General features: G+C 67.5%; 24 protein-coding genes and 1 pseudogene. 17 read left to right on the top strand and 8 right to left on the bottom strand.

The window, feature by feature from the left end; translation table 11 throughout:
- The first annotated feature begins 3 nt into the window (after positions 1-3).
- The 4 genes from OG203_RS00890 to OG203_RS00875 are packed head-to-tail and all read left to right on the top strand — an operon-like array spanning position 4 to position 4,395.
- A complete protein-coding gene (locus OG203_RS00890) occupies positions 4-867 on the top strand; it encodes a metal-dependent hydrolase (protein ID WP_405163710.1) in 864 nt (287 codons plus the stop codon).
- Positions 864-2,402: a flavin-containing monooxygenase gene (locus OG203_RS00885; protein ID WP_405163709.1), complete on the top strand. Its 1,539-nt coding sequence runs from the start codon at positions 864-866 to the stop codon at positions 2,400-2,402. Before OG203_RS00890 ends, OG203_RS00885 begins: the two co-directional genes overlap by 4 nt.
- Complete coding sequence (locus OG203_RS00880; protein ID WP_405163708.1) at positions 2,399-3,346, top strand: SDR family NAD(P)-dependent oxidoreductase; 948 nt, start codon at positions 2,399-2,401, stop codon at positions 3,344-3,346. The genes OG203_RS00885 and OG203_RS00880 overlap by 4 nt, the downstream gene beginning before the upstream one ends.
- Positions 3,347-3,351: 5 nt before the next feature.
- The gene (locus OG203_RS00875) at positions 3,352-4,395 is read left to right on the top strand and encodes a 2Fe-2S iron-sulfur cluster-binding protein (RefSeq protein ID WP_405163707.1); all 1,044 of its coding nucleotides are present in this window, start codon (positions 3,352-3,354) and stop codon (positions 4,393-4,395) included.
- Between the two features lie 20 nt (positions 4,396-4,415).
- On the opposite strand, the gene OG203_RS00870 is transcribed toward OG203_RS00875, so the two are convergent.
- Genes OG203_RS00870 through OG203_RS00860 form a run of 3 tightly spaced genes read right to left on the bottom strand, consistent with a single transcriptional unit; the run spans position 4,416 to position 6,328 of the window.
- Positions 4,416-5,135, bottom strand: a complete 720-nt coding sequence (locus OG203_RS00870; RefSeq protein WP_405163706.1) for a TetR/AcrR family transcriptional regulator — start codon at positions 5,133-5,135, stop codon at positions 4,416-4,418.
- A gap of 57 nt (positions 5,136-5,192) precedes the next feature.
- Complete coding sequence (locus tag OG203_RS00865; RefSeq protein WP_405163705.1) at positions 5,193-6,137, bottom strand: CorA family divalent cation transporter; 945 nt, start codon at positions 6,135-6,137, stop codon at positions 5,193-5,195.
- A 2-nt stretch (positions 6,138-6,139) separates the two neighbouring features.
- Positions 6,140-6,328 carry a hypothetical protein gene (locus tag OG203_RS00860; protein ID WP_405163704.1) on the bottom strand — a complete coding sequence of 63 codons (189 nt, stop codon included), beginning with the start codon at positions 6,326-6,328 and terminating at the stop codon, positions 6,140-6,142.
- 511 nt (positions 6,329-6,839) lie between these two features.
- Here OG203_RS00860 and OG203_RS00855 point away from each other — a divergent pair.
- Positions 6,840-7,181 carry an ArsR/SmtB family transcription factor gene (locus OG203_RS00855; protein ID WP_405163703.1) on the top strand — a complete coding sequence of 114 codons (342 nt, stop codon included), beginning with the start codon at positions 6,840-6,842 and terminating at the stop codon, positions 7,179-7,181.
- 93 nt (positions 7,182-7,274) lie between these two features.
- On the top strand, positions 7,275-7,805 hold the full coding sequence (locus OG203_RS00850; protein WP_405163702.1) for a DUF3558 family protein: 531 nt from the start codon (positions 7,275-7,277) through the stop codon (positions 7,803-7,805).
- Positions 7,806-7,808: 3 nt separating this feature from the next.
- Here OG203_RS00850 and OG203_RS00845 read toward each other — a convergent pair whose 3' ends face one another.
- The 5 genes from OG203_RS00845 to OG203_RS00825 all read right to left on the bottom strand — a co-directional run bounded on the left by OG203_RS00845 (position 7,809) and on the right by OG203_RS00825 (position 11,753).
- Positions 7,809-9,530 carry an urease subunit alpha gene (locus OG203_RS00845; protein WP_405163701.1) on the bottom strand — a complete coding sequence of 574 codons (1,722 nt, stop codon included), beginning with the start codon at positions 9,528-9,530 and terminating at the stop codon, positions 7,809-7,811.
- A 100-nt stretch (positions 9,531-9,630) separates the two neighbouring features.
- Positions 9,631-9,945: an urease subunit beta gene (locus tag OG203_RS00840; RefSeq protein ID WP_405167742.1), complete on the bottom strand. Its 315-nt coding sequence runs from the start codon at positions 9,943-9,945 to the stop codon at positions 9,631-9,633.
- Between the two features lie 80 nt (positions 9,946-10,025).
- Positions 10,026-10,328, bottom strand: a complete 303-nt coding sequence (locus OG203_RS00835) for an urease subunit gamma (RefSeq protein ID WP_405163700.1) — start codon at positions 10,326-10,328, stop codon at positions 10,026-10,028.
- Positions 10,329-10,415: 87 nt separating this feature from the next.
- On the bottom strand, positions 10,416-10,856 hold the full coding sequence (locus tag OG203_RS00830) for a PaaI family thioesterase (protein WP_405163699.1): 441 nt from the start codon (positions 10,854-10,856) through the stop codon (positions 10,416-10,418).
- 186 nt (positions 10,857-11,042) lie between these two features.
- Positions 11,043-11,753 carry a hypothetical protein gene (locus tag OG203_RS00825; RefSeq protein WP_405163698.1) on the bottom strand — a complete coding sequence of 237 codons (711 nt, stop codon included), beginning with the start codon at positions 11,751-11,753 and terminating at the stop codon, positions 11,043-11,045.
- A gap of 150 nt (positions 11,754-11,903) precedes the next feature.
- On the opposite strand from OG203_RS00825, the gene OG203_RS00820 reads away from it, so the two are divergent.
- The 11 genes and pseudogenes from OG203_RS00820 to OG203_RS00770 all read left to right on the top strand — a co-directional run bounded on the left by OG203_RS00820 (position 11,904) and on the right by OG203_RS00770 (position 24,707).
- Positions 11,904-12,908, top strand: coding sequence for a FecCD family ABC transporter permease (locus tag OG203_RS00820; protein WP_405163697.1), 1,005 nt, complete (start codon positions 11,904-11,906; stop codon positions 12,906-12,908).
- 56 nt (positions 12,909-12,964) lie between these two features.
- Positions 12,965-13,990, top strand: coding sequence for a FecCD family ABC transporter permease (locus OG203_RS00815; protein ID WP_405167741.1), 1,026 nt, complete (start codon positions 12,965-12,967; stop codon positions 13,988-13,990).
- Complete coding sequence (locus OG203_RS00810; RefSeq protein WP_405163696.1) at positions 13,987-14,850, top strand: ABC transporter ATP-binding protein; 864 nt, start codon at positions 13,987-13,989, stop codon at positions 14,848-14,850. The genes OG203_RS00815 and OG203_RS00810 overlap by 4 nt, the downstream gene beginning before the upstream one ends.
- Positions 14,851-14,928: 78 nt before the next feature.
- A complete protein-coding gene (locus OG203_RS00805) occupies positions 14,929-15,318 on the top strand; it encodes a BlaI/MecI/CopY family transcriptional regulator (protein WP_150401655.1) in 390 nt (129 codons plus the stop codon).
- Positions 15,319-15,358: 40 nt separating this feature from the next.
- Entirely contained in the window at positions 15,359-16,297 is a 939-nt protein-coding gene (locus OG203_RS00800) for a M56 family metallopeptidase (RefSeq protein ID WP_405163695.1), read from the top strand.
- Positions 16,298-16,524: 227 nt separating this feature from the next.
- Positions 16,525-17,913: pseudogene (locus tag OG203_RS00795) on the top strand (DEAD/DEAH box helicase); the annotation flags it as partial.
- A gap of 392 nt (positions 17,914-18,305) precedes the next feature.
- Complete coding sequence (locus OG203_RS00790; protein ID WP_405163694.1) at positions 18,306-19,151, top strand: DMT family transporter; 846 nt, start codon at positions 18,306-18,308, stop codon at positions 19,149-19,151.
- Positions 19,152-19,370: 219 nt separating this feature from the next.
- Positions 19,371-20,810: a GuaB1 family IMP dehydrogenase-related protein gene (locus OG203_RS00785; protein WP_405163693.1), complete on the top strand. Its 1,440-nt coding sequence runs from the start codon at positions 19,371-19,373 to the stop codon at positions 20,808-20,810.
- Positions 20,811-21,183: 373 nt separating this feature from the next.
- Positions 21,184-22,590 carry a hemolysin family protein gene (locus OG203_RS00780; RefSeq protein WP_405163692.1) on the top strand — a complete coding sequence of 469 codons (1,407 nt, stop codon included), beginning with the start codon at positions 21,184-21,186 and terminating at the stop codon, positions 22,588-22,590.
- Positions 22,583-23,647 carry a hemolysin family protein gene (locus OG203_RS00775; RefSeq protein WP_405163691.1) on the top strand — a complete coding sequence of 355 codons (1,065 nt, stop codon included), beginning with the start codon at positions 22,583-22,585 and terminating at the stop codon, positions 23,645-23,647. The genes OG203_RS00780 and OG203_RS00775 overlap by 8 nt, the downstream gene beginning before the upstream one ends.
- Before the next feature lie 130 nt (positions 23,648-23,777).
- The gene (locus OG203_RS00770) at positions 23,778-24,707 is read left to right on the top strand and encodes a 3-methyladenine DNA glycosylase (RefSeq protein WP_405163690.1); all 930 of its coding nucleotides are present in this window, start codon (positions 23,778-23,780) and stop codon (positions 24,705-24,707) included.
- The last annotated feature ends 144 nt before the right edge of the window (positions 24,708-24,851 follow it).

Raw genomic sequence — 24,851 nt, 5'->3', positions numbered from 1 at the left:
CACATGAGTTCCAGCGTGCAGAATACCGGCGCGGGCGGCTATCCGAAGGTGCGGCGGATGAAATTCCGCTTCGGCGAACCGGAACCGATGACCAAGTACTACGCGGGCGACGACATCGTGCTCAGCCATCTGGTGGCACTGCTCTCGGCCGCCTTCCCACCCGGCGAGGAATCGTTCATCCGCTCGGTGCGCCGATTCGCCGATCAGATCACCGATCCGGTGCTGAAAAAGCGGGTCGCGTCGTTCATCGGGCAGGAGGCGGTGCACGGCCAGCAGCACAGCAAACTGAACGAGCAGCTGTTCGCGCTCGGCTATCCCCTGCCTCGGTTCGTCAGCAGGCAGGGCGAACTCGTGCAGCGGGCCGAGCGGCTGGCACCGCCCGCCGCCCATCTCGCGATCACGGCCGCCGCCGAGCACTACACCGCGGTGCTAGCGGCGCGGGTGCTGTCCAGCCCCGAAATCCAGAAGCTCGCAGGCGATCCCGAGGTGCGCAACCTGCTGAACTGGCACGCGCTCGAAGAGTTGGAGCACAAGTCGGTGGCCTTCGATGTCTATCGCTCGGTGGACGGGCCGGAGTGGCTGCGGATCGCGATCATGTCGGTACTGTATGCCTTCACGATTCCGGTGGTCGGGCTCGGCGTGCTCGCCTCGATCGTCGCCGATCGCCCGGCCTGGCGGCCGATCACGGTCGCGCGGCAGTCCTATCGGCTGGTGCGCGGACCGATCGTGCGCGGCCTGCTCGGCGAGATCCAGGTGTATTTGAAACCGGGCTTCCATCCCGACGACGTGGACACCGCGGCCCTGCTCCAGCGGTGGCAGACCGAGTTGTTCGGTGCCGAAGGCGTTCTCGTGGATCGTGTCCGATGAGCACCGCGCTGCCTGACCACGAGGTGATCGTGGTCGGTGCGGGGTTCGGTGGCATCGGTGCCGCGATCGCCCTGCAACGCAAAGGTATCCACGATTTCGTCATCGTGGACAAGTGGGATCGGGTCGGCGGCACCTGGCACGCCAACACCTATCCCGGTGTCGCCGTGGATATTCCGTCGTTCATCTACAGCTTCTCCTATGAGCAGCGCGGCGACTGGTCGCGAATCTTCGCGCCGGGCATTGAGTTGCGCGATTACGCCGAGGGGATGGTCGACAAGTACGGGCTGCGGCCGAAGCTGCGGTTGAACACGACGATCGTCTCGGCGGTGTTCGACGCAGAGGACAGTCTGTGGCTGCTCGGCACCGATGGTGGCCGCACGCTCACCGCGCGCTATGTGGTGATGGCGATCGGCGGCCTGGAACGTCCGAAGATGCCAGACATTCCTGGCCTGCACGACTTCGGCGGCACTCTGATGCATACGGCGCTGTGGGACGACGATGTCGCGTTGACGGGCAAGCGGGTCGCGGTGATCGGCACCGGGGCGACGGCGTTGCAGCTGGTGCCCGCCATCGTCGACGAGGTGGCGCAGATGACCGTGTTCCAGCGGACGCCGATCTGGGTTTTCCCGAAATCCGATGCGGCAGTAGGCCCTTTCGGTCGCGCGGTGCTGGAGCGTCCGTGGGTGCGTTCCGGTATCCGCATGCTCGGTACCCTCGCGACCGAGATCGGTATGGGCGGCATGGTCGCCGGTCCGACCTGGCTCGGCGATGCCGCGCGTCGGCTGGCGGAGATTCCGGCGCGGCGCTGGATGCGCGGCCAGGTGCACGATCCGGTCATCCGGGAGAAGCTGATTCCGGCCTACGGGCTCGGCTGCAAGCGGCCGTCGATGTCGAACGACTACCTGTCGACGTTCAATCGTCCGGACGTCAGCCTGGTCACCGAGCCGATCGGCTTCATCGGTGCGCACGGCATCACCACCGAGGACGGAGTTGAGCATCCGGTCGACGTGCTGATCTGCGCCACGGGATTCAAACTGTGGGAAAGGGATTCGATACCGCCGTTCCCGGTGACCGGGCGCGACGGGCTCGATCTCGGCGAGTTCTGGGACCGTTGCCGGTTCCAGGCCTACCACGGCGTCTCGGTGCCCGGCTTCCCGAATATGTTCACCATCACCGGCCCTTACGGTTTCGTGCTCGGCTCTTACATCTGGATGATCGAGGCCACGGCCGCGCACCTGAGCCGGGCCATCGCCGAGACCAAGCGGCGCGGCGCGAGCGTGTGCGAGATCAGCCAGCGGGCCCACGACGAGTACTTCGCCACATGCCTGCGCCGCCAGGAGAAGAACTTCCTGTTCACCTCGGCCTGCGACGGGTCGAACACCTATTACATCAACAGCCACGGCGATTCACCGTTCCGGCCGTCCACGCATGGCGAGATGTATTGGCAGAACCGGCATTTCGATCTCGACGACTATCACTACCGGCAGTCCGTTCCGGCACCGCGGACCGGCGCGATCCTCGAGGAATCCGTATGAAACTCACCAATATCCACCCCGAACTGGTGGTGGTGACCGGTGCGGGCAGTGGCATCGGCCGGGCCATCGCGATCCGGTTCGCCAAGGCGGGCGCGCACGTCGTGGTCTCCGATCTGGATCTGGATTCCGCGTTGGCGACCGAGGCGATGATCCACGCCCGCGGTCAGCGCGCCTCTGCGGCACGGCTCGATGTGACCGATCCGAAGGCGTGGGAAGCCTTCGGCCGGGATGTGCTCGCGGATTACGGCGTACCGGATGTGCTGGTCAACAATGCGGGCATGCTGGTCAGCGGCGCGTTCGTGGATCTCACGCCCGCCGACTGGGATCGTCAGCTGAGCGTGAACCTGCTCGGCGTGGTGCACGGGTGCCGGGTGTTCGGGCAGCAGATGATCGACGACCGCAAGCGCGGCCACATCGTGAATATCGCGTCGGCGGCCGCGTTCACGCCGACGCCGGTGATGTCGGCGTATTCGGTGTCCAAGGCCGGGGTGAAGATGCTCACCGAGTGCCTGCGACTCGAGTTCGGGCCCAAGGGAATCGGGGTCAGCGCGATCTGTCCCGGCGTGATCAACACCAATATCGGCGAGCACGCCGTCACCGTTGGTGTCGACCAGGACTTGGTCGCGCGCGGTAAGGAGCTGGCGCGGCGAGTGCAGGAGGTAGCGGCGAAACTGCCGTTCTCGCCGATGAGTCCGGATCTGGTCGCGCGGGCGGCGGAGCGGGCGGTGCGTTACGACCTTGCCGTGGTGCCGGTTCGGGCCGAGGCGTGGTTGGGGTACTTCATGCTGCGGATCGCGCCGGGCGTGAATCGGCGGATCACCCAGCCGTTGGATGTCGAGCGGATCGAACGGCTCGGGCGGCGGGTGCTCCGGCTGATCGATCCGGTGTCCGCGACTCCGGCGGCGGCGCAGCGTGTTTCAGCGCCGGTCGAGGTGCCGAGGTAGGCCGCATGGACAATGTGCGCGTCCATGTGCTGAAGGTCGGTGCGGTGATCGAGGAGACGGCCGATGCCCGCACGCTGGTGTTCGAGGTACCCGACGAGCTGAGCGAGCGGTTTCGCTACCGTCCCGGTCAGTTCCTCACCCTTCGGGTGCCCAGTGCTCGCACCGGCTCGGTGGCGAGGTGCTATTCGTTGTGCAGCAGCCCGCACTGTGATGATCGGATCGCGGTGACGGTCAAGCGGATCGCAGACGGGTACGCGTCGAACCTGATCTGCGACACCGTCGACGTCGGTGATCTGATCACGGTGCTGGAGCCGTCCGGTTCGTTCGGGCCGCGCGAGCTGAATACCGATGTGCTGCTGTGCGCGGCGGGCAGCGGCATCACGCCGGTCTTGTCGATCGTCAAATCCATGATGGTCGGCGGCAGCGGGAATGCCGTTGTGCTGTATGCCAATCGGGATGGCTCGTCGGTGATATTCGCCGACGCGCTCACCGAGTTGGCGGACCGTCACCCTGGCCGGTTGCAGGTGCTGCACTGGCTCGAATCGGAGCGCGGGCTGCCGACCGCGAAAGCTGTCGCGGACCTGGTGCGTCCGTATGCTGGTCGTGACTGGTTTCTCTGCGGCCCTGCTGGATTCATGGCCGTTGTCGGCGCGGCGGCCGCAGCTCACCGAGTACCGGCGGTCCGCATCCACACCGAGGAATACCGGTCCTTGCAGTCGAATCCGTTCGAGCCCCTCCGCGAAACTCAGTCCACCACAACACCACTCGGCGACACCGCGGTAGCCGAGGTTGACATCGACGGCGAAACCCATGTCCTGGATTGGCCCAAGCACACTCCCCTACTGGATGTGTTGCTGGACAACGGCATCGACGCACCCTACGTATGCCGCGAATCAGCCTGCGGCACCTGTGTCTGCTCGGTGAAACAGGGCAAGACCCGAATGCGGCAGAACGAGGCGCTCATCGACGACGAGATCGCCCTCGGACTAACCCTCGCCTGCCAAACCCTGCCGGAGTCGCCCCGGGTGCACATCGCCTTCGACCAATAACGCTTGCGCCAGAGCGCGATTCACTCCGACTCGAACGCGAGATGTGCCGGTTTGTCCACGTCGATGGGCAGGTCGTTGAGCTCGGCGACACCGTCGAGCATGCCCCTGGCGATGGTGCTCACGTGCTGGGTGAACCGTTCGGTCGACATCACCTCGGCCCTGGCCCGGTTGGCGCCGAGCCACCAGTCGGTGGCCGAGCCGACCGCGCCGAAGATGGCGTAGGCGGTCAGTTCCAGGCTGCCGGTGTCGACGTTCTGCCCTTCGAGGCGTTCCTCGATCATTTGGGCCGCGAGCAGCGCCGACCGCTGCGCCACCTCGATGGCACGTTCGGGCTGTTCGGCCTGCTGCGCCAGCCTGCTGTGCACCAGAAAGCGAAATACGTCGGGCTGTTCCTCCACCACGGCGACGTACTCGGCGATGGCGGTGCGGATCAGCTCGGCCACCGAATCGGTGGTCAGGCTGATCCTGGCCAGCACCCGCTCCCACAGCATGCTCTGCACCCGCTCCAGGATCGCCAGGTACAGATCGGTCTTGTCGGCGAAGTGCCGGTAGAGCTTGGGTTTGGCGCAACCCGCGGCCCGCGCGATGTCGTCCATGCTCACGTCGGGGCCGTGCTCGGCGAGCGCGCGGAACGCGGCGTCCACGAATTCGCCGCGCACCTGCTCCCGATGCGCGCGCCACCGTTCGGTCCTGGCATCCGGGCGCGCGGCCTCGGGCGAGCTGCTACCGGCGGCCGTCATGCCTGTCATGATATTGAATAACGACCTCGGCCACGCGGTTCGGGCCGTACCCGGCCGTCAGCGCAGCCAGCCCTTTCGTTTGATGTAGGCGAGCGGGATCACGGCGGCCACCAGTGTCATCAGGACGGTGGCGAGAAAGCCGTGCTCCCACTCCAATTCGGGCATCCAGGTGAAGTTCATGCCGTAGAAGGTGGCGATCAGTGTTGGCGGCAGGAAGACCGCGGTGATGATGGTGAACACCTTGACGATCTGATTCTGTTTGACGTCGAGCCAGGTCATCACCGACTGCTGCAGGTAGCGGACCTTGTCGTGCTCGAAGCCCGCGTGCTGCTTCACCCCGTCGATATCGGCGACAAGGATGGCGAGCAGGCTCTCCATCTCGGCGCTGTGCACGCTGATGTCGGCCATCAGATGCCGTGCGGCGCGGGCCAATTGGAGCTGGGTCTCCTGGGTGCGCGAGACGATCTCCTCGGCCGCGTTCATCCGCGACATGGTGCCGCGCATGTCGGCGACGCCGATCTCGCGGCCCCGCTGGTCGTAACCGTTGGTGGCCATCTCGATCTCGTCGTTCATCGCCTCCAGCGCGTCGCTCGCGTAGTAGATGACCCGCTCGGAGGCCTCGTTCAGCGCCCACAGCAGCGCGTACATGACGCCGTGCGAGGAGCCGGTGAGGGTGGGGTTGCGGCGCATCTTCGCGATCGCCTTGTCGAACGGGATGAAGTGTTCGTCCGGCTGCAGCGTGACCAGGAATTCGGCGCCGAGCGCGAAGACGATCGTCTCGCGTTCGATGGCGTCGCCGCGCTTGTAGTTGGCGACGACCGGGAGGTAGAGGAAGTTGTCGGTCTCCCAGACCCGGTTGCGTGCGGCGGCGAAGTCGACGCCGAGCCGTTCGCGCAGCACCGCGGCGGTGTCGGCGTCGGCGGCCGCTAGCGGAATCCAATGTTGCTGCAGGACTTCGGTGTCGAAGCGGTCGGCGGTCACGGCGCTGGGGAGGACTCGCATCGCTACTGACCGTAGGACGAGTGCGCGGGCGCGACCGACGAGGAGCCGACGGGCGCCTGCGGGTGGGCGTAGTGCATGGTCAGCAGTCCCGCGCTGATCAGCAGGTAGAGACCGACGGTGAACCAGATCGACTGACGCTCCAGATTCGGTGCGCGGTGCGGTGTTTCGGCCTTCTTGAACATGATCGCCATGGCGGAACTCCAATACTTCGTAGCATCTGGTGGTGAGTAGCGTCTGGTGGTGACAGCGCCCGCCTACCGCGCGGGCCTGGTGTCCGGGCGCGCACAGCAGGCGGCCGCGCCCGAACATCGGTGCGGCCGTTCGGGACGGTCGCACCGACTACACGAGCCGACGCTGTGCGCGTCGGCCCAACGGGATCGAAGAATGTTGAGAATTGGTGCCGCGTCAGGCGATCGGCCGGCCGCTCAGCTCGGCCACGGATCGCGCGGGCAGATCAACGACGAACCGGCACAACCCGTTTCGCTAAGGCGGTCCGGCTAGAGACGTCGATACTGTCAACCGGCATCAGCCGCTCACCCCGCTTCGTTGGTTGCTCATCTACGCAGAATTGCGCACCCATCATTAGAAACCCGCCACTGTCCGTTCGTCAATCAGTTGCGCAAGTATTCGACTCCGTGCCACGCTACGGAAAGGTGGCCTCGCGCATTCGCGCTCGCGAGCGCTCCTTGTTGGAGGCGCGACATGACCGAGCACGACGAGCCGGGCCCCCTCCCGGTGACTCAACTACATGACGCGGCAACGGTTTTCAGCATGCTCGCGGCCACCGCCCGGCTGCAGATCCTCTGGTTGCTCAGTCAGGGCGAACGCGACGTCGGTTCACTGGCCGCCGAGATCGGCCAAACCGTGCCCGCGGTCAGCCAGCACCTCGCGAAGCTGAGACTCGCCGGTCTGGTTCATGTCCGCAAAGAAGGTCGGCGCAATGTCTACACGATCGCCGATCCCGGCATCGCCGACATCGTCCGCCTCGCCTTCCGTCATCACCGGCTGCATGGCGGTCGGCTGCCCGACGGCCTGACCGACTGAGAGCAAGATCGCGCCTGCTCAGGTCGCGTGTCGCCCGATCGCTGGGTACCGTGACCTGGTCTGACCCGTTAATGATCCAGAAAGGGAGCGGTGATGAACCCGTTCTCTGTCCGTAATGCCGGACTTGCCGTTATTGCCCTGGCCGGATTGGTGACGGGATGCAGCAGCGCGAGCACGCCGGACGCCGCCCCTGCGGCGCCGGTGAATCCGTATGCCGACTGCGCGCCGGTGACCCAACAGCAGATCAGTGACGCCGTCCGCGCCGACAGCCTGACCACCCACCACTCCCCCCAGGTCTGCTACTGGGAGGCACAGGTCGGCGACGGCGACGCGACCGTCAGCTTCACCTACTCCGCGCAGGACTCGCTGCAGCAGCTGTGGGACCGCGCCAGGTCCGACGGTTTCCAGACCGAGCACATGGTGATCACCAAGCACGTCCTCGGCACGGTCACCGCGACCGCGTTCTACATCCGCAACCCGCACGACCCCGGCGACTGCGCGGTCACCGCGGCCGCCAACGGCGCCATCACCTGGCGCGTCCAGAATCGTTCGCGCACAACAGACCTCGATCCGTGCGCGGCTTCTTTGCAGCTGGCCACGATGATGGTCGACCTGTCGCCGTAGCGCTCAGAACAGGAAATAGCGCTGCGCCATCGGGAGTTCGGTGGCGGGCTGCTCGGTCCAGACCTCGCCGTCGATGCGGACGGTGAAGGTGTCCGGATCGACCTCGATGCGCGGCATGGCGTCGTTGTGCGGCATGTCGGTCTTCTTGCGATCGCGAACGTTCTTGACCGGGGCCAGTTTTCGGTTGATCCGCAGCCGGTCGGCGAGGCCGTCGTCGATGGCCTGCTCGGAGACGAAGTGCAGCGAAGTGGCGGCCGCGACGAGCGGGGCGGCGCCGAACATGGGTCGGGGCAGCACCGGCTGCGGGGTCGGGATGGAGGCGTTGGCGTCACCCATCGCGGCCCAGGCGATCGCGCCGCCCTTGAGCACCGCATGCGGGCGGACGCCGAAGAACGCGGGCTCCCACAGCACCAGGTCGGCGAGCTTGCCGACCTCGACCGAACCGATCTCGTGGTCGAGGCCGTGCGCGACGGCCGGACAGATGGTGTATTTGGCGATGTAGCGCTGGACCCTGGCGTTGTCGGCGGGGCCGTCGCCGGGCAGCGCGCCGCGGCGGCGCTTCATCACGTGCGCGGTCTGCCAGGTGCGCATGACCACCTCGCCGATGCGGCCCATCGCCTGGGAGTCGCTGCCGATCATCGAGATCGCGCCGAGGTCGTGCAGCAGATCCTCGGCCGCGATGGTGGACGGGCGGATCCGGCTCTCCGCGAACGCGAGGTCCTCCGGGATGGACGCGCTCAGATGATGGCACACCATGAGCATGTCGAGGTGCTCGTCGAGGGTGTTGACGGTGTGCGGGCGGGTCGGGTTGGTCGAACTGGGCAGCACGTTGAGATGTGCTGCGACAGTGATGATGTCGGGCGCATGCCCGCCGCCCGCGCCCTCGGTGTGATAGGCGTGGATGCCGCGGCCCGCGATGGCGCCGAGGGTGTCCTCGACGAAACCGGCCTCGTTCAACGTGTCCGAGTGCAGAGCCACCTGGACGCCCGCCGCGTCGGCGACGGTGAGGCAGGCGTCGATCGCGGCCGGGGTGGAGCCCCAGTCCTCGTGCAGCTTGAAACCCGCCGCGCCGCCGCGCAATTGCTCCCACATGGCCTCGGCGCTGACCGTGTTGCCCTTGCCGAGCAGCACGATGTTCATCGGCCAGCCGTCGGTGGCCTCGAGCATCCGGGCCAGGTGCCAGGAACCTGGCGTGACGGTGGTCGCCTTGCTGCCCTCGGCCGGACCGGTGCCGCCGCCGATCAGGGTGGTGATGCCGCCGCCGAGCGCCTCGTCCATCAACTGTGGACAGATGAAGTGCACGTGACAGTCGATGGCGCCCGCGGTGAGGATGCGCCCGTTGCCCGCGATGATCTCGGTGGACGGGCCGACCACCAGGTCGGGGTGCACCCCGTTCATGGTGTCGGGATTGCCAGCCTTGCCGATGGCGCAGACGCGGCCGTCGCGAATGCCGATGTCGGCCTTGATGATTCCCCAGTGGTCGATGATCACCGCGCCGGTGATCACGGTGTCAGGGGCGCCGTCGGCGCGGGTCGCGCGGGACTGGCCCATCGATTCGCGCAGCACCTTGCCGCCGCCGAAGACCGCCTCCTCGCCCGCGAGTCCCGGTCCGCCGCTGCGGTCTTCGGTGATCTCGACGAACAAATCGGTGTCGGCCAGTCGAATTCGGTCACCGGTGGTCGGCCCGAACAGCTCCGCGTACCGGGCGCGGCTCAACTCACTCATCGTGCACCCTCCAGGGTCAGCGGATTGCCGCACGCCTCTTGATGTCCCGCACCGGCAATCGCATGCGACTTCAGGTGCGGGACATCAAGAGTGGTGCGGCTCAACTCTCGTCCAGGCGGCCGGGCGGTGTCAGGCTGATGCCGTATACCTCGCGGGTGCCGCCCAGGGGGACCAGCGAAACGCGTTGCGCCAGTCCGGGTTCGAAACGGACCGCGGTGCCCGCCGGGATGTCGAGGCGGTGGCCGTGCGCGGCGGCGCGGTCGAAGTCAAGCGCGGCGTTGGACTGCGGGAAGTGCACGTGGCTGCCGACCTGGACGGGACGGTCGCCGGTGTTGACCACGTCGAGTTCGATTCGATCGGCACCGGCGTTCAGCTCGATAGTGCCTTCAGCACAAAGGTATTCGCCGGGAATCATGCCGTGCGCACCCATTCGTCACGACCTTCGGTGCCCCGCGACCTCTCGGCGGCTTCGCAGCGATCGCTCATCCAGTCCTCCTAGCCGATCGGATGGTGGACGGTGACCAGCTTGGTGCCATCCGGGAAAGTGGCCTCGATCTGGACGTCGTCGATCATCTCCGGCACACCCTCCATCACGTCGGCGCGCCGGAGAACCGTTCGGCCAGAAGACATCAGCTCGGCGACCGAGCGACCGTCGCGTGCGCCTTCGAGCACGTGGTCGCTGATCAGCGCCACCGCCTCCGGATGGTTCAGCTTGAGTCCGCGCGCCTGCCTGCGCCGAGCCAGCTCGGCCGCGTAGCTCAGCAGCAGTCGTTCCTGCTCGTGCGGCGACAGTCGCATCCGGGCTCCTCACCGGGTCGGGGTGGATGGGTGACGGTCATTCTGGCACGCCCGTTCCGGCGTCGCGGGACGAGCGCCCGCTCAGCCTCAGTTCGGCAGGTTCTGCAGACGGACCTGGCCGCGCGCGACCACCCGTTTCTGCTCGTCGGTGATCACCACCTGCCACAGCTGCTGCAGCCTGCCGCGATGGATCGGGGTCGCCTCGCCGTAGAGGTTGCCGTCGCGGACCGCGCGCAGGAAATCGGTGTTGTTGTTCACCCCGACGACCGAGCCCTTGGCGCCGTACCAGACTCCGCCGGCGACACTGGCGAGCGTTTCGATGACGGTGGAGTACACGCCGCCGTTCTGAATACCGGCGGGCTGGTACAGATGCGGCTTGACGGTCCACTCGCCGCGCACCCGGTCCTGGCTTATCTCGGTGTAGCGCAGTCCGATCAGGTCGGTGAAGGTGCCTTCGCTGACCTTCGTCATCTGCTCCGGCGTGATCGTCGCCAGCCAATCCTCGGCCCGGGTTTCCTGCTCTGTCATGCGGTCCACTTTTGCACAACGCGCGCGGCCGATTACCGCTGGCTCACTTACCTACTCGCCTGAAGACAAAGCGATGGGCTCCACCGCTAGAAGTGGAGCCCATCGCGGCAATGGATCGGGGGTCACCGCAGCCCTCGGGACTCTCGACCAATCCTAACGCCGGTTATGAGTATAGGTCAGGCTTACCTAACTTAGCAAGGCCGTCGCGCGACGGACCGGTAATCCGCGCTGCTCCAAGGCAGCCAAGAGGCCTTGACCACGGCGAGTACCGACCACCGCGTCGGTCCCGGCCAGGTCCGGCACGTAGGTCGAGGCGCCCGCGATGGATTCACCGACCAGCAACCAGAATCGGCGTGCGCTGAGCCCCGAGTAGCGGGCCATGCTCGACTGGATCAGCGTGAGCGAGGGCTCGCAGCGATGCGCGAGCCAGACATACATCGCACCCTCGCACGGCAGGCTCACCGCGCCGGACTCCTCAGCGAGCGGATCGCCGTCGAGTACGCGAATGGTGGTGTCGCCCAGGCCCGCCCAGTCGATGCCGCCGTCGTTGTCGGTGTGGATCCACAGGTTCTCCAGGCCGGGATCCCAGGCCCGGCCCTCGGCGACCAGCAGCGCGATCACCCGGCCGACCACCGCGTGGATCAGCGCGGTCGCCACCACCTCCGCGGCGACATCGGCGCGGATCATCTCCGCGGCATGCCTGCGATACATCCGTTCGATGCGCCCCTCGCGCACCCCGTCGGCCAGCCGCCACCATCGGCGCTTGCCCTGCTCGACCATCGCCGCCACCGCATACACACGCGGATGCTCAGGTTGCAGCGCACGCAACCTGTCACATGTGCGATCGAACGCCATATGGGCATGGCGCGGCGGGCAGGTGGTCATGAGCTCGGGCATTGAACCTCCTCGAGGATTTGGCCATAGCGGTAGGTACCGCAAGATAGGTTAGGCTTACCAGACCAACAAGTTCTCTGCTACAACGAATCTCAGGAGTAGTTAGTCACCGTGACCAGGGTAAGCAACGCACGGTGGCGCCAACTTAACGGTTTGTTAGCTCTGGCTGCACTGCTCCTGCTCGCCGTACTCGCCAGCATCGCGATCGGCACCAGATCGCTGGCGCCGGGCACCGTCTACGACGCTGTGCACCACGCGCTCACCTGTCAGGGCGGGCCGTTCAACTGCCCGGCCGGATCCACCGCAGAGGAGATCGTACGTGGACTTCGACTACCTCGCACGGCACTGGCATTGGTCACCGGACTTGCACTCGGCATCGCGGGCGCGCTGATCCAGGGCTACACGCGCAACCCACTCGCCGACGCGGGGCTACTCGGATTGAACTCGGGCGCGGCATTTCTCGCGGCGCTGAGCATCTACTTGTTCGCGTTGACCACCCCGGAGCAGTACATCTGGTTCGCCTTCGCCGGAGCGCTGATCGCGGGGGTCGTGGTGTTCGCCGCGTCGTCCATCGGCGGCGGGAAGGCGAGTCCGCTGAGCCTGGTGCTGGCCGGTGCGGCAGTCAGTGCGTTTTTGCAGGCGATGACGAATGCCATTGTGCTGCTTGATCCCGCGGCGCTGGACACCTACCGGTTCTGGGTCGTCGGCACGGTCGCCGGCCGCGATGCCGCGGTGTTATGGCAGATACTGCCATTCCTGGCGTTCGGGGTGCTGCTCGCGTTCATCGCCTCGCCCGGGTTGAACCTGCTCAGTCTCGGCGACGATATCGCGCGCGGGCTCGGGGTGAATGTCGGGCGCAGTCGCGCGCTCGGGCTGGCCGCGATCGTGCTGCTGTCCGGCGCGGCGACCGCGGCGGTCGGGCCGATCGCGTTCCTCGGGCTGGTGGTGCCGCATCTCGCGCGCGTTATCACCGGGCCGGACTATCGCTGGCTGGTTCCGTATTCGGGATTGTTCGGCGCATTGCTGCTGCTGATCGCCGACATCATCGGACGCGTGGTGGCCAGGCCGGGTGAGCTGCAGGTCGGTGTGATGCTGGCCGCGGTCGGCGCGCCGTTCTTCATCGTTTTCGTGCGGCGTCGAAAGTTGGTGAGCCTGTGACACTCTCGTTGAAGACCGAGGGCGTTCGGCCCGCACTGCGGGTCGGGCCGGTGTCGATGGTGTTGCGTCCGGTGCTAGTGGTCATCGTCGTCGCGCTGGCCGCGGCGTTGCTGCTGTTGTTCTGTCTCGACATCGCCACCGGTGAATCGCATATCCCGCTCGGCCGCGTGCTGGACGTGCTGACCGGCGGCGGAACCAGATCTCAGCGGTTCATCGTGCTCGACTCGCGGCTGCCGCGGGCACTGACCGCGTTGGTGGTCGGCGCCGCGCTCGGCATCGCGGGGGCGATCACCCAGTCCATCCTGCACAACCCCCTCGCCGCGCCGGACATGCTCGGCATCACCTCCGGCGCCAGCCTCGGCGCGGTCGCGGTGGTCGTCGGCGGTGGCGGAACCGGCATGCTCGCGACCATCGGCGCGCCATTGGCCGCGCTGGTGGGCGGCTTGCTCACGGCAGCGGCGATCTACCTGCTGGCCTGGGGACGCAGCCCAACCGGGGACCGGGGTGTCACCGGTTTGCGACTGGTCCTGATCGGTGTCGGCCTGAACGCGTTGCTGCTGGCGGGCATCAGCTGGTTGCTCACCCGCGCGACCCTGCAGGACGCGCAGCGAGCGCAGTTGTGGCTCAACGGATCACTGAACAACGCCGACCGATCCGGTGTGCTCCCAGCGGCATTCGCGTTGGCCGTCGTGGTGGTGGTCGCGCTCGGCTCGGCCCGCACGCTTGCCGCGCTGCGCCTCGGCGCCGACACCACCCGCTCGCTCGGCGTGCGGATCCAGACCCAGCAGGCGATCCTGATCGGCGCGGCGGTGATCGGCGCCTCGGTGGCGACCGCGGCGGTCGGCCCGGTGAGTTTTGTCGCGCTGTCCGCGCCGCAGATCGCGCGGCGGCTGCTGCGCACCCCTGGCGAACCACTCATCGGGTCGGCGCTCATCGGTGCCATCCTGGTGGTCGGCGCGGATGTCGCGTCGCGCTCGCTGTTTCCGGCGGATCTGCCGGTCGGCATCGTGACCGCGGCGTTCGGCGGACCGTTCCTGCTCTACCTGCTCGTGCGAATGAATCGGAAGGCGACGTTGTCATGACCACAGACGCTGCGACCAATGCGGAGCCGACCCGGCTCGCCGCCGACGACGTCAAGCTCGCCTATGGCGACCGCGTGATCATCGACGGACTCTCGCTCGACATCGCGCCCGGCGTGATCACCACGGTGATCGGCCCCAACGGCTGCGGCAAATCCACGCTGCTGCGCTCGCTGGGCCGCCTGCTTCGCCCGCAGCACGGGCGAGTGTTGTTGGACGGCAAGGCCATTTCGACGATGAAGACCAAGGACGTGGCCAGGGTGATCGGCATGCTGCCGCAGGCACCGGTCGCGCCGGAGGGCCTCACCGTCGCCGATCTCGTCGCGCGTGGCCGTCATCCGCATCAGTCGTGGTTTCAGCAGTGGTCGGCCGCCGACGAGGACGAGGTACTGTCCGCGCTCGCGCAGACCGGCATCGAGGACCTGGCCGACCGCGCGCTCGATGAACTGTCCGGCGGCCAACGCCAGCGCGCCTGGATCTCCATGGCCTTGGCGCAGGGTACCGACATCCTGCTGCTCGACGAGCCGACCACCTACCTCGACCTCGCGCACGCGGTCGACGTGCTCGACCTGGTCGACCGGTTGCATGCCGAGCTCGGCCGCACCGTGGTGATGGTGCTGCACGACCTCAATCTGGCGATCCGCTACAGCGACGAGCTGATCGTCATGCGCGAGGGACGGATCATCGCGCAGGGCCGTCCCGGCGACATCATCACTGTCGCGCTGCTGCGCGAGGTTTTCGACCTCGACGCCTCGGTTTTGCAGGATCCGGTGTCGGGTCGGCCGATGATTGTTCCGATCGGTACGCGCCACGTTCTCGGCAAGGCAGGCGGGCCCGTCATGCCCGAATCCGCGCCCGTATGACAAATGACACACCAGCTATTCCATAGTTACGACACCCTGTAGTACGCATGCGCGTCGTTGAGTCCGTAAAATTGTGGGATGGCAGGACTTGGTGAACTCGAGAAGGCGGTCATGGACCAGTTGTGGTCGACCGATGAACCGCAGACGGTCCGGCAGGTGCACGAGGCATTGGCCGCACGCCGCGAGCTCGCGTACACCACGGTGATGACGGTGCTGCAACGACTCGCGAAGAAGAACCTCGTGGTCCAGCAGCGTGACGACCGTGCTCATCGCTACGCGCCGGTGCACACCCGGGATGAATTGGTCGCCAGCCTTATGGTGGACGCACTGCAACAGGCCGACGCCGCGGGCAGCCGCGCCGCCGCGCTGGTGCACTTTGTTGAACAGGTCGGCAAGGATGAGGCTGACGCATTGCGGGAGGCACTCGCTAAGCTCGAAGCAACCGAGGACACACCGCCACCGCAGTAGACTCCTCGCGACCTTGCCCCCAACGCAGTGAGCTGAGTCGATGAACGCAACCGCGCCGGTATTCGCCGGTCTCGCATTGCTTCTCGCGGGGCCTGCCCCGGCCCTGCTCAGCCGGGCGACCTGGACATACCGGACGCCCCGCGCAGCATTGGTGCTGTGGCAGGCCATCGCGCTGGCCGCCGTGCTCAGCGCGTTCGGCTCCGGACTTGCCATCGCCGCGGAACTGCTGGTGCCCGGCCTCGACGGTCGGCCGACCACGCAACCCACCCGCGAGATCGACGCGCTCGGACTGCCGCTGTGGCTGGCCTATGTCTTGGTGTTCACGTTGACGCTGCTGGTCGGCGCGCGGCTCTGCTACGCGATCGTGCGGGTCGGCGTGCATACGCGACGGCGGCGGGCCAGGCATCGGATGCTGGTCGACCTGCTCGATCAGAGCGGCCCGCGCCGCCGCGCCTCCGATATCCGGGTGCTCGCCGCGACCGAGCCGATCGCCTACTGCCTGCCCGGTCTGCGGCAGCGCGTGGTGATCAGCGAGGGCACGCTCACCAACCTCGACGACGCCGAGATCACCGCGATCGTCAGCCATGAGCGCTCGCACCTACGGGCCAGGCACGACCTCGTGCTCGAGGCGTTTACCGCTGTGCACGAAGCGTTTCCGCGATTTGTGCGAAGCAAGGCGGCGCTCGGTTCGGTGAAACTGCTGATCGAATTGCTCGCCGACGATTCCGCGGTGAAGGTGACCGGGCCGAAGCCGCTGGCCCGCGCGCTCGTCGCCTGCTCGAAATCCACCGCGCCACAGGGTGCGCTCGCCGCGGGCGGGCCGACCACCCTGATCCGCATCCAGCGCCTCACCGGGCGGATCGGTGACGTTCGGATCGCCAGCGCCGCCTACCTCGGTTCGGCCGCCATCCTCGTCGTACCGACGATGGCCGTCGCGGTGCCCTGGCTGGTTGAACTGGGCCGACTGTTCCGCGGCTAGACAGTCATAGGACGTATCCTGAACACTTGGCCTGCCACCCGGCCGGCCTCATCGCCTTTTCCCGCTGCCTCCCTGATGCTGGTCGCAGCGCGCGGTGCACCGGACCGGTCACCGCCCCGATCCACCGAACAGCGCGTTGTACGAGCCCGAGCGCGTCGTCTTACGAAAGGCACACACCACCCGTGACCCCCTCGACGCCCGTCGCCGCGGCGCCCACCGTCACCTTCATGGACCTGGGCCTGCCCGCCGTGCTCGTGCAAGCACTGCGCAACGACGGCATCGAGGCGCCGTTCCCGATCCAGGCCGCGACGGTGCCGGACGCGCTCGCAGGCAAGGACGTGCTCGGCCGAGGACCGACCGGGTCCGGCAAGACCCTCGCCTTCGGGCTGCCGATGCTGGCCCGGCTCGCCAGCGGGGCGACCAAACCGGGTAGGCCGCGCGGTCTGGTGCTGGTGCCGACCCGCGAACTGGCCGCGCAGATCGAACGCGCCCTCGACACGCCCGCGCTCGCGGTCGGTCTGCGGGTCGCGTCCGTGGTCGGCGGCGCGCCGATCCGGCGACAGGCCGAACGGCTCGCGCGCGGCGTCGACCTGCTCATCGCCACGCCGGGACGACTCGCCGATCTGATCGCGCAGGGTTCGGCGGCGCTGGGCGATGTGCGGATCACCGCGCTGGACGAGGCCGATCACATGGCCGACATGGGCTTCCTGCCGCAGGTCACCAAGCTGCTCGACCAGACACCGAAAGATGGTCAGCGCCTGCTGTTCTCGGCCACCCTGGACGGCGAGGTGGACAAGCTCGTCAAGCGTTACCTGCGCTCCCCCGTCACCCACTCCACCGCGCCCGCGTCCGCGTCGGTCGCGACGATGACCCACCACCTGCTCTACGTGCGCGACAAGATGGCCAAGCGGACCGTCGCCGCCGAGATCGCCGCGCGCGACGGGCTCACCATCATGTTCGTGCGCACCAAGCACGGCGCCGACCGGTTGGCCAAACAGCTACGCGGAGCGGGCATCGCGACCGGCGCGCTGCACGGCGGCAAAGCGCAGAACAACCGGACCCGCACGCTGGCGGCCTTCGCCGACGGGTCGATTCCGGTGTTGGTCACCACCGATGTGGCGGCGCGCGGTATTCACGTCGACAACATTTCCCTTGTGGTGCACGTTGATCCGCCTGCGGAGTCCAAGGCTTATCTGCATCGCGCCGGGCGGACCGCGCGGGCGGGTGAGGACGGTGTCGTCGTCACGCTGGTGATGGACGAGGAACGGCGCGAGGTCGAGGCGATGACCCGTAAGGCGGGGGTCGAGATCGTTGGTATCGAGGTGCGGCCTGGGGATCGTCGGTTGATCGAGATCACCGGCGCTCGGCAGCCGTCCGGGGTTCCGGTGGCCGCGCCCGCACCGCCGAAACAGCCTGAGGCGGAAGGGAATTCGAAGGCGGGCACCGGTCGGCGGCGCGGCGGGTCGGGGCGGCGGTCGACGGAGACTCGCGGCGGGGGTGCTCCGGTGCGGGCCGAGGCTTCGGCGAGTGAGCGTCGCAAGGATGGTTCGGTCAAGGGATCCTCGCGTGATGCGGGTCCGTCGAGTCGGGCCGGTGCGGGTGGTCGCGGGGCGGGTTCGGCGAAGGTCGGAACCGGCACCGGCGGTGCGCGGGGTTCCGGTCGCGCGGCAGGATCGGGAAGCTCCGGCCGCGCCGCAGGGTCGGCGGACTCGAGCCGCAACGCAGGATCGGCAAGCTCCGGCCGTAGTGGTGGTGGCGCGTCCGGATTCGCCGGGCGCTCAGCGAACTCCGGCCGCGCCGCAGGATCGGCAAGTTCCGGCGGCAACGCGGGAACGGCGAAGTCGGGCCACAGTGGTGGTGCGTCCGGATTCGCTGGTCGCTCAGCGGGTTCCACCTCCGGTTCCACCGGGCGCTCCGGTGGCGGCGACACGCCCGGGAATGCTCGGCGACGCGCCGTGCGCCCGGAGCACGCGCCGGGGACTCGCAATCGTGGGGCAAACTAACGCTCGTGTCCAACCATCCAGTGGGCGCTATTGCCTGCGCGCTGTTGGCCGCCCTGTTCTTCGCGGTGGCGGCCGTCGCGCAACAGCAGGCGGCCGCCGCGGTCCCCGAGGGTGATTCGCTCGTCCGGGCACTGCTGCGCAATCCGCGATGGTGGGCCGGGATAGTCGGCGATATCGGCGGATACGGGATGCAGGTCGCCGCGCTCGCATTAGGCGCGGTCCTGCTTGTCCAACCAATCCTGGTGAGCGCGTTGGTATTCGCGCTCCCGTTGGCGGCCAGACTCAACGGCCGCACCATCACCGCACGCACCTGGGCAACCGCACTCGCACTCACCGCGGCACTCGCCTGTTTCCTCCTCGTCGGCAACCCTTCCGAGGGGAATACCAATGCGCCACTCCATGATTGGCTGATCCCGCTCCTCATCCTGGTCGCCCTCATCGCCGCGGCCACGGCCGTCGGCATCGGCAGCACCGACCCCGGCCGACGAGCCCTGCTCCTCGGTGCCGCAAGCGGTTCGCTCTACGGGCTTGCCGCCGCCCTCACCTCCTACGTGACCTCGCTGTTCGATCACGGCATCGCCGACGTGCTCGGCAGCTGGCAGACCTGGGCACTGGTCGCCGCCGGAATCACCGGCGTCTACCTGCAACAACGAGCATTCCAAGCGGGCCCGCTCTCGGCCTCGCTCCCCGCCGTCACCATCGCCGAACCCCTGGCCGCGGCCTTCATCGGCGTAACCGTCCTAGACGAACGCTTCCGCACCAACACCTTCGGCCTGGCCATCACCGCCCTGGCCGTAATCATCATGTGCACCACCGCAATCCACCTCTCCCGCTCCCAAGCCACCACCTGACTCGTCGCCGCCGCGCAGCAATTCGCCCGCCGCGCACCTTCTCGCCCGCTGCGCACCTCCTCGCCCGCCGCGCACGAAATTGCTGGCGGACTCGTGGGCAGGCGAAACTGGATTGCGGGGTCATCGCAGCCAGGATCGGTGCGGTCGACTGTGAAGTTCGTCTCCGCTGAGTGCTGGAGAATTGCGCGGTACCGGGCGGACTTGGTTATCATCGGTTAAGTGCAGTTTCTCCCTGGCCATCAGCCGCCGTATGACCTGACCTACGACGACCTCTTCCTCGTCCCTAATCGGACGGATGTCGCCTCGAGGTTCGACGTCGACCTTTCCACCGTCGACGGGTCCGGCACCACCATCCCCATCGTCGTGGCCAATATGACCGCGGTCGCTGGTCGTCGGATGGCCGAGACGGTCGCCCGCCGTGGCGGCATCGTGGTGCTCCCGCAGGATCTGCCGATCAGCGCGGCCGCCGACACCATCGCGTTCGTCAAGAGCCGCTCGCTCACCGCCGACACCCCGGTCATCCTCGGCCCGGAACACTCGGTGTCCGAGGCCGTCGCCCTGATGCACAAGCGCGCCCACGGCGCCGTCGTCGTGGTCGACGAAACCGGACGACCGATCGGTGTCGTCACCGAGGCGTCGTGCACCGATGTCGACCGGTTCGCCCGGCTGCGTGACGTCGCGATCACCGATTTCGTACAGGCCCCCGCCAGCACCTCGCCGCGCGACATCTTCGAACTGCTCGAAGCCAAGCACACCCAGCTCGCGGTGCTCACCGCCGAAGACGGCACCCTCGCAGGCGTGATGACCCGCACCGGGTCGGTCCGCGCCGGCATCTACCAGCCCGCCGTCGACAGTCGCAGCCAGCTGCGGGTCGCCGCGGCCGTCGGCATCAACGGCGATGTGGTCGCCAAGGCCAAGGCCCTCGTCGACGCGGGCGCCGACGTGCTCGTCATGGACACCGCGCACGGCCACCAGGCCAAGATGCTCGAATCCCTCAGTGCCGTCCGCGATCTCGGCCTCGGCGTGCCGCTGGTCGCTGGCAATGTGGTGTCCGCACAGGGCACCCGCGACCTGGCCGCCGCCGGCGCCGACATCATCAAGGTCGGCGTCGGCCCCGGTGCCATGTGCACCACCAGGATGATGACCGGCGTCGGCCGCCCGCAGTTCTCCGCGGTCGCCGAATGCGCCGCCGCGGCCAAGGAACTCGGCGTGCACATCTGGGCCGACGGCGGCGTGCGGCACCCGCGCGACGTCGCCCTCGCGCTGGCCGCAGGCGCGTCCAACGTGATGATCGGCTCCTGGTTCGCCGGCACCTACGAATCCCCCGGTGACCTGCGCACCGACCGCGACGGCAACGCATACAAGGAGAGCTTCGGCATGGCCTCCAAGCGCGCCGTCGCCGCGCGCACCGCCACCGACAGCGCGTTCGACCGGGCCCGCAAGGCCCTGTTCGAGGAGGGCATCTCCAGCTCGCGCATGCGGCTCGACCCCGAACGCCCCGGCGTGGAGGACCTCATCGACCACATCTGCTCCGGCGTGCGCAGCGCGTGCACCTACGCGGGCGCGCGCAGCCTGGCCGAGTTGCACGACAAGGCCGTGCTCGGCGTGCAGTCGGCCGCCGGTTTCGCCGAGGGTCGCCCGCTGCCAAGCGGTTGGTGAGCTGTAACTAGTTGCCGCGCTTGTGAGTTCGCGGACTCCATGATCTCGCGTCCGAGTGGCCGATGCGCACACCCGCGCCTCGGCCACTCGGCCGCAGTTGACCCGGCACCCCGCGCGTAGTGATCGTCTGGCGACACGCCCGCGACGGCACGACCACCGGCCAACGCGACCCGGCGCGTTGCCCGGTAACATAGTGGTTGCCGGTCTCCGGCCCACCATCTCCGGCTTGCGAAAGGATCCAGTTGTCACCCGCGTCCGAGGGCGCAGCACAGGAGGGCTCCTCTACCGAGCCGGGTGACAAACCCGGCGTCCTCCTTCTCCCAGCCCCGCTCCCCGTCGACCAGTTCCCAGTACCGATCGGCGGGTGCTGACGATGTCCGTCGCACTCACGGTGCTCAGCCTGCTGGGGTTCATCGCTCTCACGGCAGGCACCGCCCTTTTCGTCGCCGCCGAATTCTCGCTCACCGCGCTGGAACGCAGCACCGTAGAAGCGCACGCGCGCGACGGTGACGTCCGCGCCAGAATGGTGCGCCAAGCGCATCGGACGCTGTCGTTCCAGCTGTCCGGCGCCCAGCTCGGCATCACCATCACCACCCTGATCACCGGTTACATCGCCGAGCCGGTGCTTGCGCGGCTGCTCGACCCGCTGTTCACCGGAATCGGCGTCAGCGACGGCGCCGCGCACGGCATTTCGCTGGCCCTCGCCCTGGTATTGGCCACCTCGCTCTCGATGATCTACGGCGAGCTGGTGCCCAAGAACATCGCCATCGCCAAGCCGCTCGCCACCGCGCGCACCACGGCTCCCCCGATGGTCGCCTTCTCCGTCATCTTCAAGTGGCTGATCCACTTCCTCAACAACACCGCCAACTGGGTCGTCCGCAGGCTCGGTGTCGAACCGGCCGAGGAATTGCGTTCCGCGCGGTCGCCGCAGGAACTCGGCTCGCTGGTGCGCACGTCCGCGCTGCGCGGCGCGCTCGATCAGCGCACCGCCCTGGTGATCGATCGGTCGCTGCAGTTCGGTGAGCGCAGCGCCGAGGAACTGATGACCCCGCGGGTGAAGATCGAGTCGCTGGACAAACTCGACACCATCGCCGATCTCATCGACGCCGCCCGCCGCACCGGCTACTCCCGCTTCCCGGTAATCGACGGCGACTTGGACAACACCCTCGGCGTCGTGCACATCAAGCAGGCGTTCACCCATCCGGCGAGCGTGCGCCGCACCATCCCGCTGCAGATGCTGGCCCACCCGGTCCCGATCGTGCCTGCCAGCCTGGACGGCGACGAGGTGCTGGAACGGATCAGGGCCGACGGCATGCAGGTCGCGCTGGTCGTCGACGAATACGGCGGCACCGCGGGCATTGTCACCATGGAGGACATCATCGAGGAGATCCTCGGCGACGTCCGCGACGAACACGACGAAGAAGAACTCGACGTGCGCCGGGTGTCCGACGGCTGGGACTGCTCCGGACTGCTGCGCATCGACGAGGTATCCCGCGCCACCGGATACGACGCCCCCGAGGGCGAATACGAAACGCTCGGCGGCCTCGTGCTCACCCGGCTCGGCCGCATCCCGGTGGCCAGCGACGAGGTCGTGTTGCCGAATCCTCGCTCGCAGCAATGGTCTTCGAGCGAACTGCCGAGCACCGGCGGGTGGATCGCACGGGTGGAACGCATGGACGGACGCCGCATCGACCGGGTCCGGTTGATCCCGGTCGCACCGGACGACCTCGCGTTCCGCCAGCTGCAAGCCGAACCAGAGCAGGAGCACAGTCATGGGTGACCTCTTCGGCGTCCTGCTCACCGTGGTGCTGCTCGCGAGCAACGCGTTCTTCGTCGCCGCCGAGTTCGCCCTGATCTCGGCCCGCCGCGACCGCCTCGAGGCACTGGCCGCGCAGGGAAAGCGCAACGCCGACATCGTGATTCGGGCAGGCGAGAACCTGTCGATGATGCTCGCCGCCGCCCAGCTCGGCATCACCATCTGCTCGATCCTGCTCGGCCGCGTCGGCGAACCGGCGGTGGCCCACCTGCTGCAGGGGCCGTTCGATTTCCTCGGCATGCCCGAGCAGCTGCTGCACCCGGTGGCCTTCGCGATCGCGCTCGCCATCGTGGTGGTCTTGCACATCCTGTTCGGCGAGATGATCCCGAAGAACATCGCCCTCGCCGGTCCAGAACGCAGTGCGCTGCTGCTGGTTCCGGTGCACCTGATGTGGCTTCGGCTGGCCCGTCCGCTCATCGCGATCTACAACCTCGCCGCGAATCTCTCGCTGCGGCTGCTGCGGATCGAGCCGAAGGACGAGCTCCAGGCCACCGTCTCCTCGGTGGAACTCGCCGAGATGATCGGCGAGTCGCGCTCGGAGGGCCTGCTCGACGAGGAGGAACACCGCAGGCTCACCCAGGCGCTCGGTACCAGCGATCGATTCGTCACCGATGTGATGGTCGCATTGGCGACGACAAGGACGGTCCCGTTGCGCGGCAACGGAACCACGCTCGGCGACATCGAAACCGCCGTCGCCGAAACCGGTTTCTCCCGCTACCCGGTGCAGGCGAGCGACGGCTCACTGGTCGGCTACCTGCACGTCAAGGATGTGCTGGACAAGGTCGCCGACGAGAGCGCGGGACCGGGAACTCCCATCCCGCGCACCGACATTCGCCCGCTGCCGACGGTGAGCATGCACACGCCGTTGTACGAGGCGCTCGCCAGGTTGCGTCGGACCAACAGTCACCTCGGTCGCGTCGTAGACACCCGCGGCAACACCACGGGCATTGTGGCACTGGAAGATCTGGTCGAAGAGTTCGTCGGTACCGTCCGCGACGGGACACACCGGATCATCGAATGATTTTGTCTCGCAACGGCATCGCGCGGACGACTCGGTCCGCCTTGGCGGCCGCCGGACATAGCCACCAGGTGGCGCGCACGAACACGAGAGCCGAGACGCGCCACGCCAACGAAGCGCGTGGCGCGATCGCATGAGCGGGCGACGTAACGAGGTCGAGGTGCTGACCGAGGCGCAGTGGCGCGGGCAGGCAGCGGAGCACCTGGCGCGGGTGGATCAGCTGGTCGGGCCGTATATCGAACGGCGAGCGGCGGGTTCGTCGCATCCGGTGATCGATTTTCTGTTCACCTACTACGGGCACAAGCCTGCCCAGCTGCGGCGCTGGCATCCAGGATTCGGCATTGGGATGGTGGGTGCCCGTGAATACGATGGCGCACGGGGGTACCACCGGGTTTCCGCCGCGCCGGATTCCGTTGCGCCACAACAGCAGCCGACCGTTTTCGCGGCGGACCCCGCCTATCTCGCGCGCCGCCGCGACACCGTCGAGTTCGTCGCGAAACTGGTGCGCGCCACCGGGTCACGACCCGCGCAACTGTCCTGTTTCGGGTTGCACGAGTGGGCGATGGTGTACCGCACCGAGGACGTCCGGCATCAGCAGGTACCGCTGCGTCTGGGTCGGACGGGCACCGACGAGGTCGTCGAGTCGATGTCGCTGCGCTGCACCCATTTCGACGCGTTCCGCTTCTTCACACCCGAGGCGGTCGGCCGCAATATCGAGCCGCTGACCCGCGCCGATCAGGTCGCCCGGGAACAACCCGGCTGCCTGCACGCGAACATGGATCTTTACAAGTGGAGCTTCAAACTCGTCCCGCTGATCCCGTCCACGCTGATCCTGGACTGCTTCGAACTAGCCTGCGCCGCACGCGAACTCGATATGCGCGCCAGTCCCTACGACCTGTCCGAGTACGGGTACGAACCGGTGCGGATCGAAACGCCGTCCGGGCGCGCGGAATACGTGCGCTCCCAGTCCGCGCTGGCCGAGCGATCGGCACGGTTACGCCAGATCCTGCTCGAGGCCTGCGACGAGCTGCTCGCCTACGACGTGGCGCAACTGCCCGACTGAACACCCACCCAGACGGCGCGCGGCTACACAGACACCGCTCCGACCAGCCACTTCATCGGATTTCGGCGAAACCTCCCCCATAAGTTAACGGTAGTTACTACCATTCAGTCAGTTCCTTCAGCTGTCCCAGTCAGCAGAGGGATG

Origin of the sequence: Nocardia sp. NBC_01499, assembly GCF_045040275.1 — a bacterium.
Lineage (GTDB): Bacteria > Actinomycetota > Actinomycetes > Mycobacteriales > Mycobacteriaceae > Nocardia.
Note: the sequence above shows the minus strand (reverse complement) of the source record. Positions and strands in the feature narration are given on the sequence as shown.

What these genes read in the sequence shown, in the direction of transcription:
- OG203_RS00890 (WP_405163710.1), top strand. Translation starts at nt 4, where the DNA reads ATGAGTTCCAGCGTGCAGAATACCGGCGCGGGCGGCTATCCGAAGGTG.
- OG203_RS00885 (WP_405163709.1), top strand. Translation starts at nt 864, where the DNA reads ATGAGCACCGCGCTGCCTGACCACGAGGTGATCGTGGTCGGTGCGGGG.
- OG203_RS00880 (WP_405163708.1), top strand. Translation starts at nt 2,399, where the DNA reads ATGAAACTCACCAATATCCACCCCGAACTGGTGGTGGTGACCGGTGCG.
- OG203_RS00875 (WP_405163707.1), top strand. Translation starts at nt 3,352, where the DNA reads ATGGACAATGTGCGCGTCCATGTGCTGAAGGTCGGTGCGGTGATCGAG.
- OG203_RS00870 (WP_405163706.1), bottom strand. Translation starts at nt 5,135, where the DNA reads ATGACGGCCGCCGGTAGCAGCTCGCCCGAGGCCGCGCGCCCGGATGCC.
- OG203_RS00865 (WP_405163705.1), bottom strand. Translation starts at nt 6,137, where the DNA reads ATGCGAGTCCTCCCCAGCGCCGTGACCGCCGACCGCTTCGACACCGAA.
- OG203_RS00860 (WP_405163704.1), bottom strand. Translation starts at nt 6,328, where the DNA reads ATGGCGATCATGTTCAAGAAGGCCGAAACACCGCACCGCGCACCGAAT.
- OG203_RS00855 (WP_405163703.1), top strand. Translation starts at nt 6,840, where the DNA reads ATGACCGAGCACGACGAGCCGGGCCCCCTCCCGGTGACTCAACTACAT.
- OG203_RS00850 (WP_405163702.1), top strand. Translation starts at nt 7,275, where the DNA reads ATGAACCCGTTCTCTGTCCGTAATGCCGGACTTGCCGTTATTGCCCTG.
- OG203_RS00845 (WP_405163701.1), bottom strand. Translation starts at nt 9,530, where the DNA reads ATGAGTGAGTTGAGCCGCGCCCGGTACGCGGAGCTGTTCGGGCCGACC.
- OG203_RS00840 (WP_405167742.1), bottom strand. Translation starts at nt 9,945, where the DNA reads ATGATTCCCGGCGAATACCTTTGTGCTGAAGGCACTATCGAGCTGAAC.
- OG203_RS00835 (WP_405163700.1), bottom strand. Translation starts at nt 10,328, where the DNA reads ATGCGACTGTCGCCGCACGAGCAGGAACGACTGCTGCTGAGCTACGCG.
- OG203_RS00830 (WP_405163699.1), bottom strand. Translation starts at nt 10,856, where the DNA reads ATGACAGAGCAGGAAACCCGGGCCGAGGATTGGCTGGCGACGATCACG.
- OG203_RS00825 (WP_405163698.1), bottom strand. Translation starts at nt 11,753, where the DNA reads ATGCCCGAGCTCATGACCACCTGCCCGCCGCGCCATGCCCATATGGCG.
- OG203_RS00815 (WP_405167741.1), top strand. Translation starts at nt 12,965, where the DNA reads ATGGTGTTGCGTCCGGTGCTAGTGGTCATCGTCGTCGCGCTGGCCGCG.
- OG203_RS00810 (WP_405163696.1), top strand. Translation starts at nt 13,987, where the DNA reads ATGACCACAGACGCTGCGACCAATGCGGAGCCGACCCGGCTCGCCGCC.
- OG203_RS00805 (WP_150401655.1), top strand. Translation starts at nt 14,929, where the DNA reads ATGGCAGGACTTGGTGAACTCGAGAAGGCGGTCATGGACCAGTTGTGG.
- OG203_RS00800 (WP_405163695.1), top strand. Translation starts at nt 15,359, where the DNA reads ATGAACGCAACCGCGCCGGTATTCGCCGGTCTCGCATTGCTTCTCGCG.
- OG203_RS00780 (WP_405163692.1), top strand. Translation starts at nt 21,184, where the DNA reads ATGTCCGTCGCACTCACGGTGCTCAGCCTGCTGGGGTTCATCGCTCTC.
- OG203_RS00775 (WP_405163691.1), top strand. Translation starts at nt 22,583, where the DNA reads ATGGGTGACCTCTTCGGCGTCCTGCTCACCGTGGTGCTGCTCGCGAGC.
- OG203_RS00770 (WP_405163690.1), top strand. Translation starts at nt 23,778, where the DNA reads ATGAGCGGGCGACGTAACGAGGTCGAGGTGCTGACCGAGGCGCAGTGG.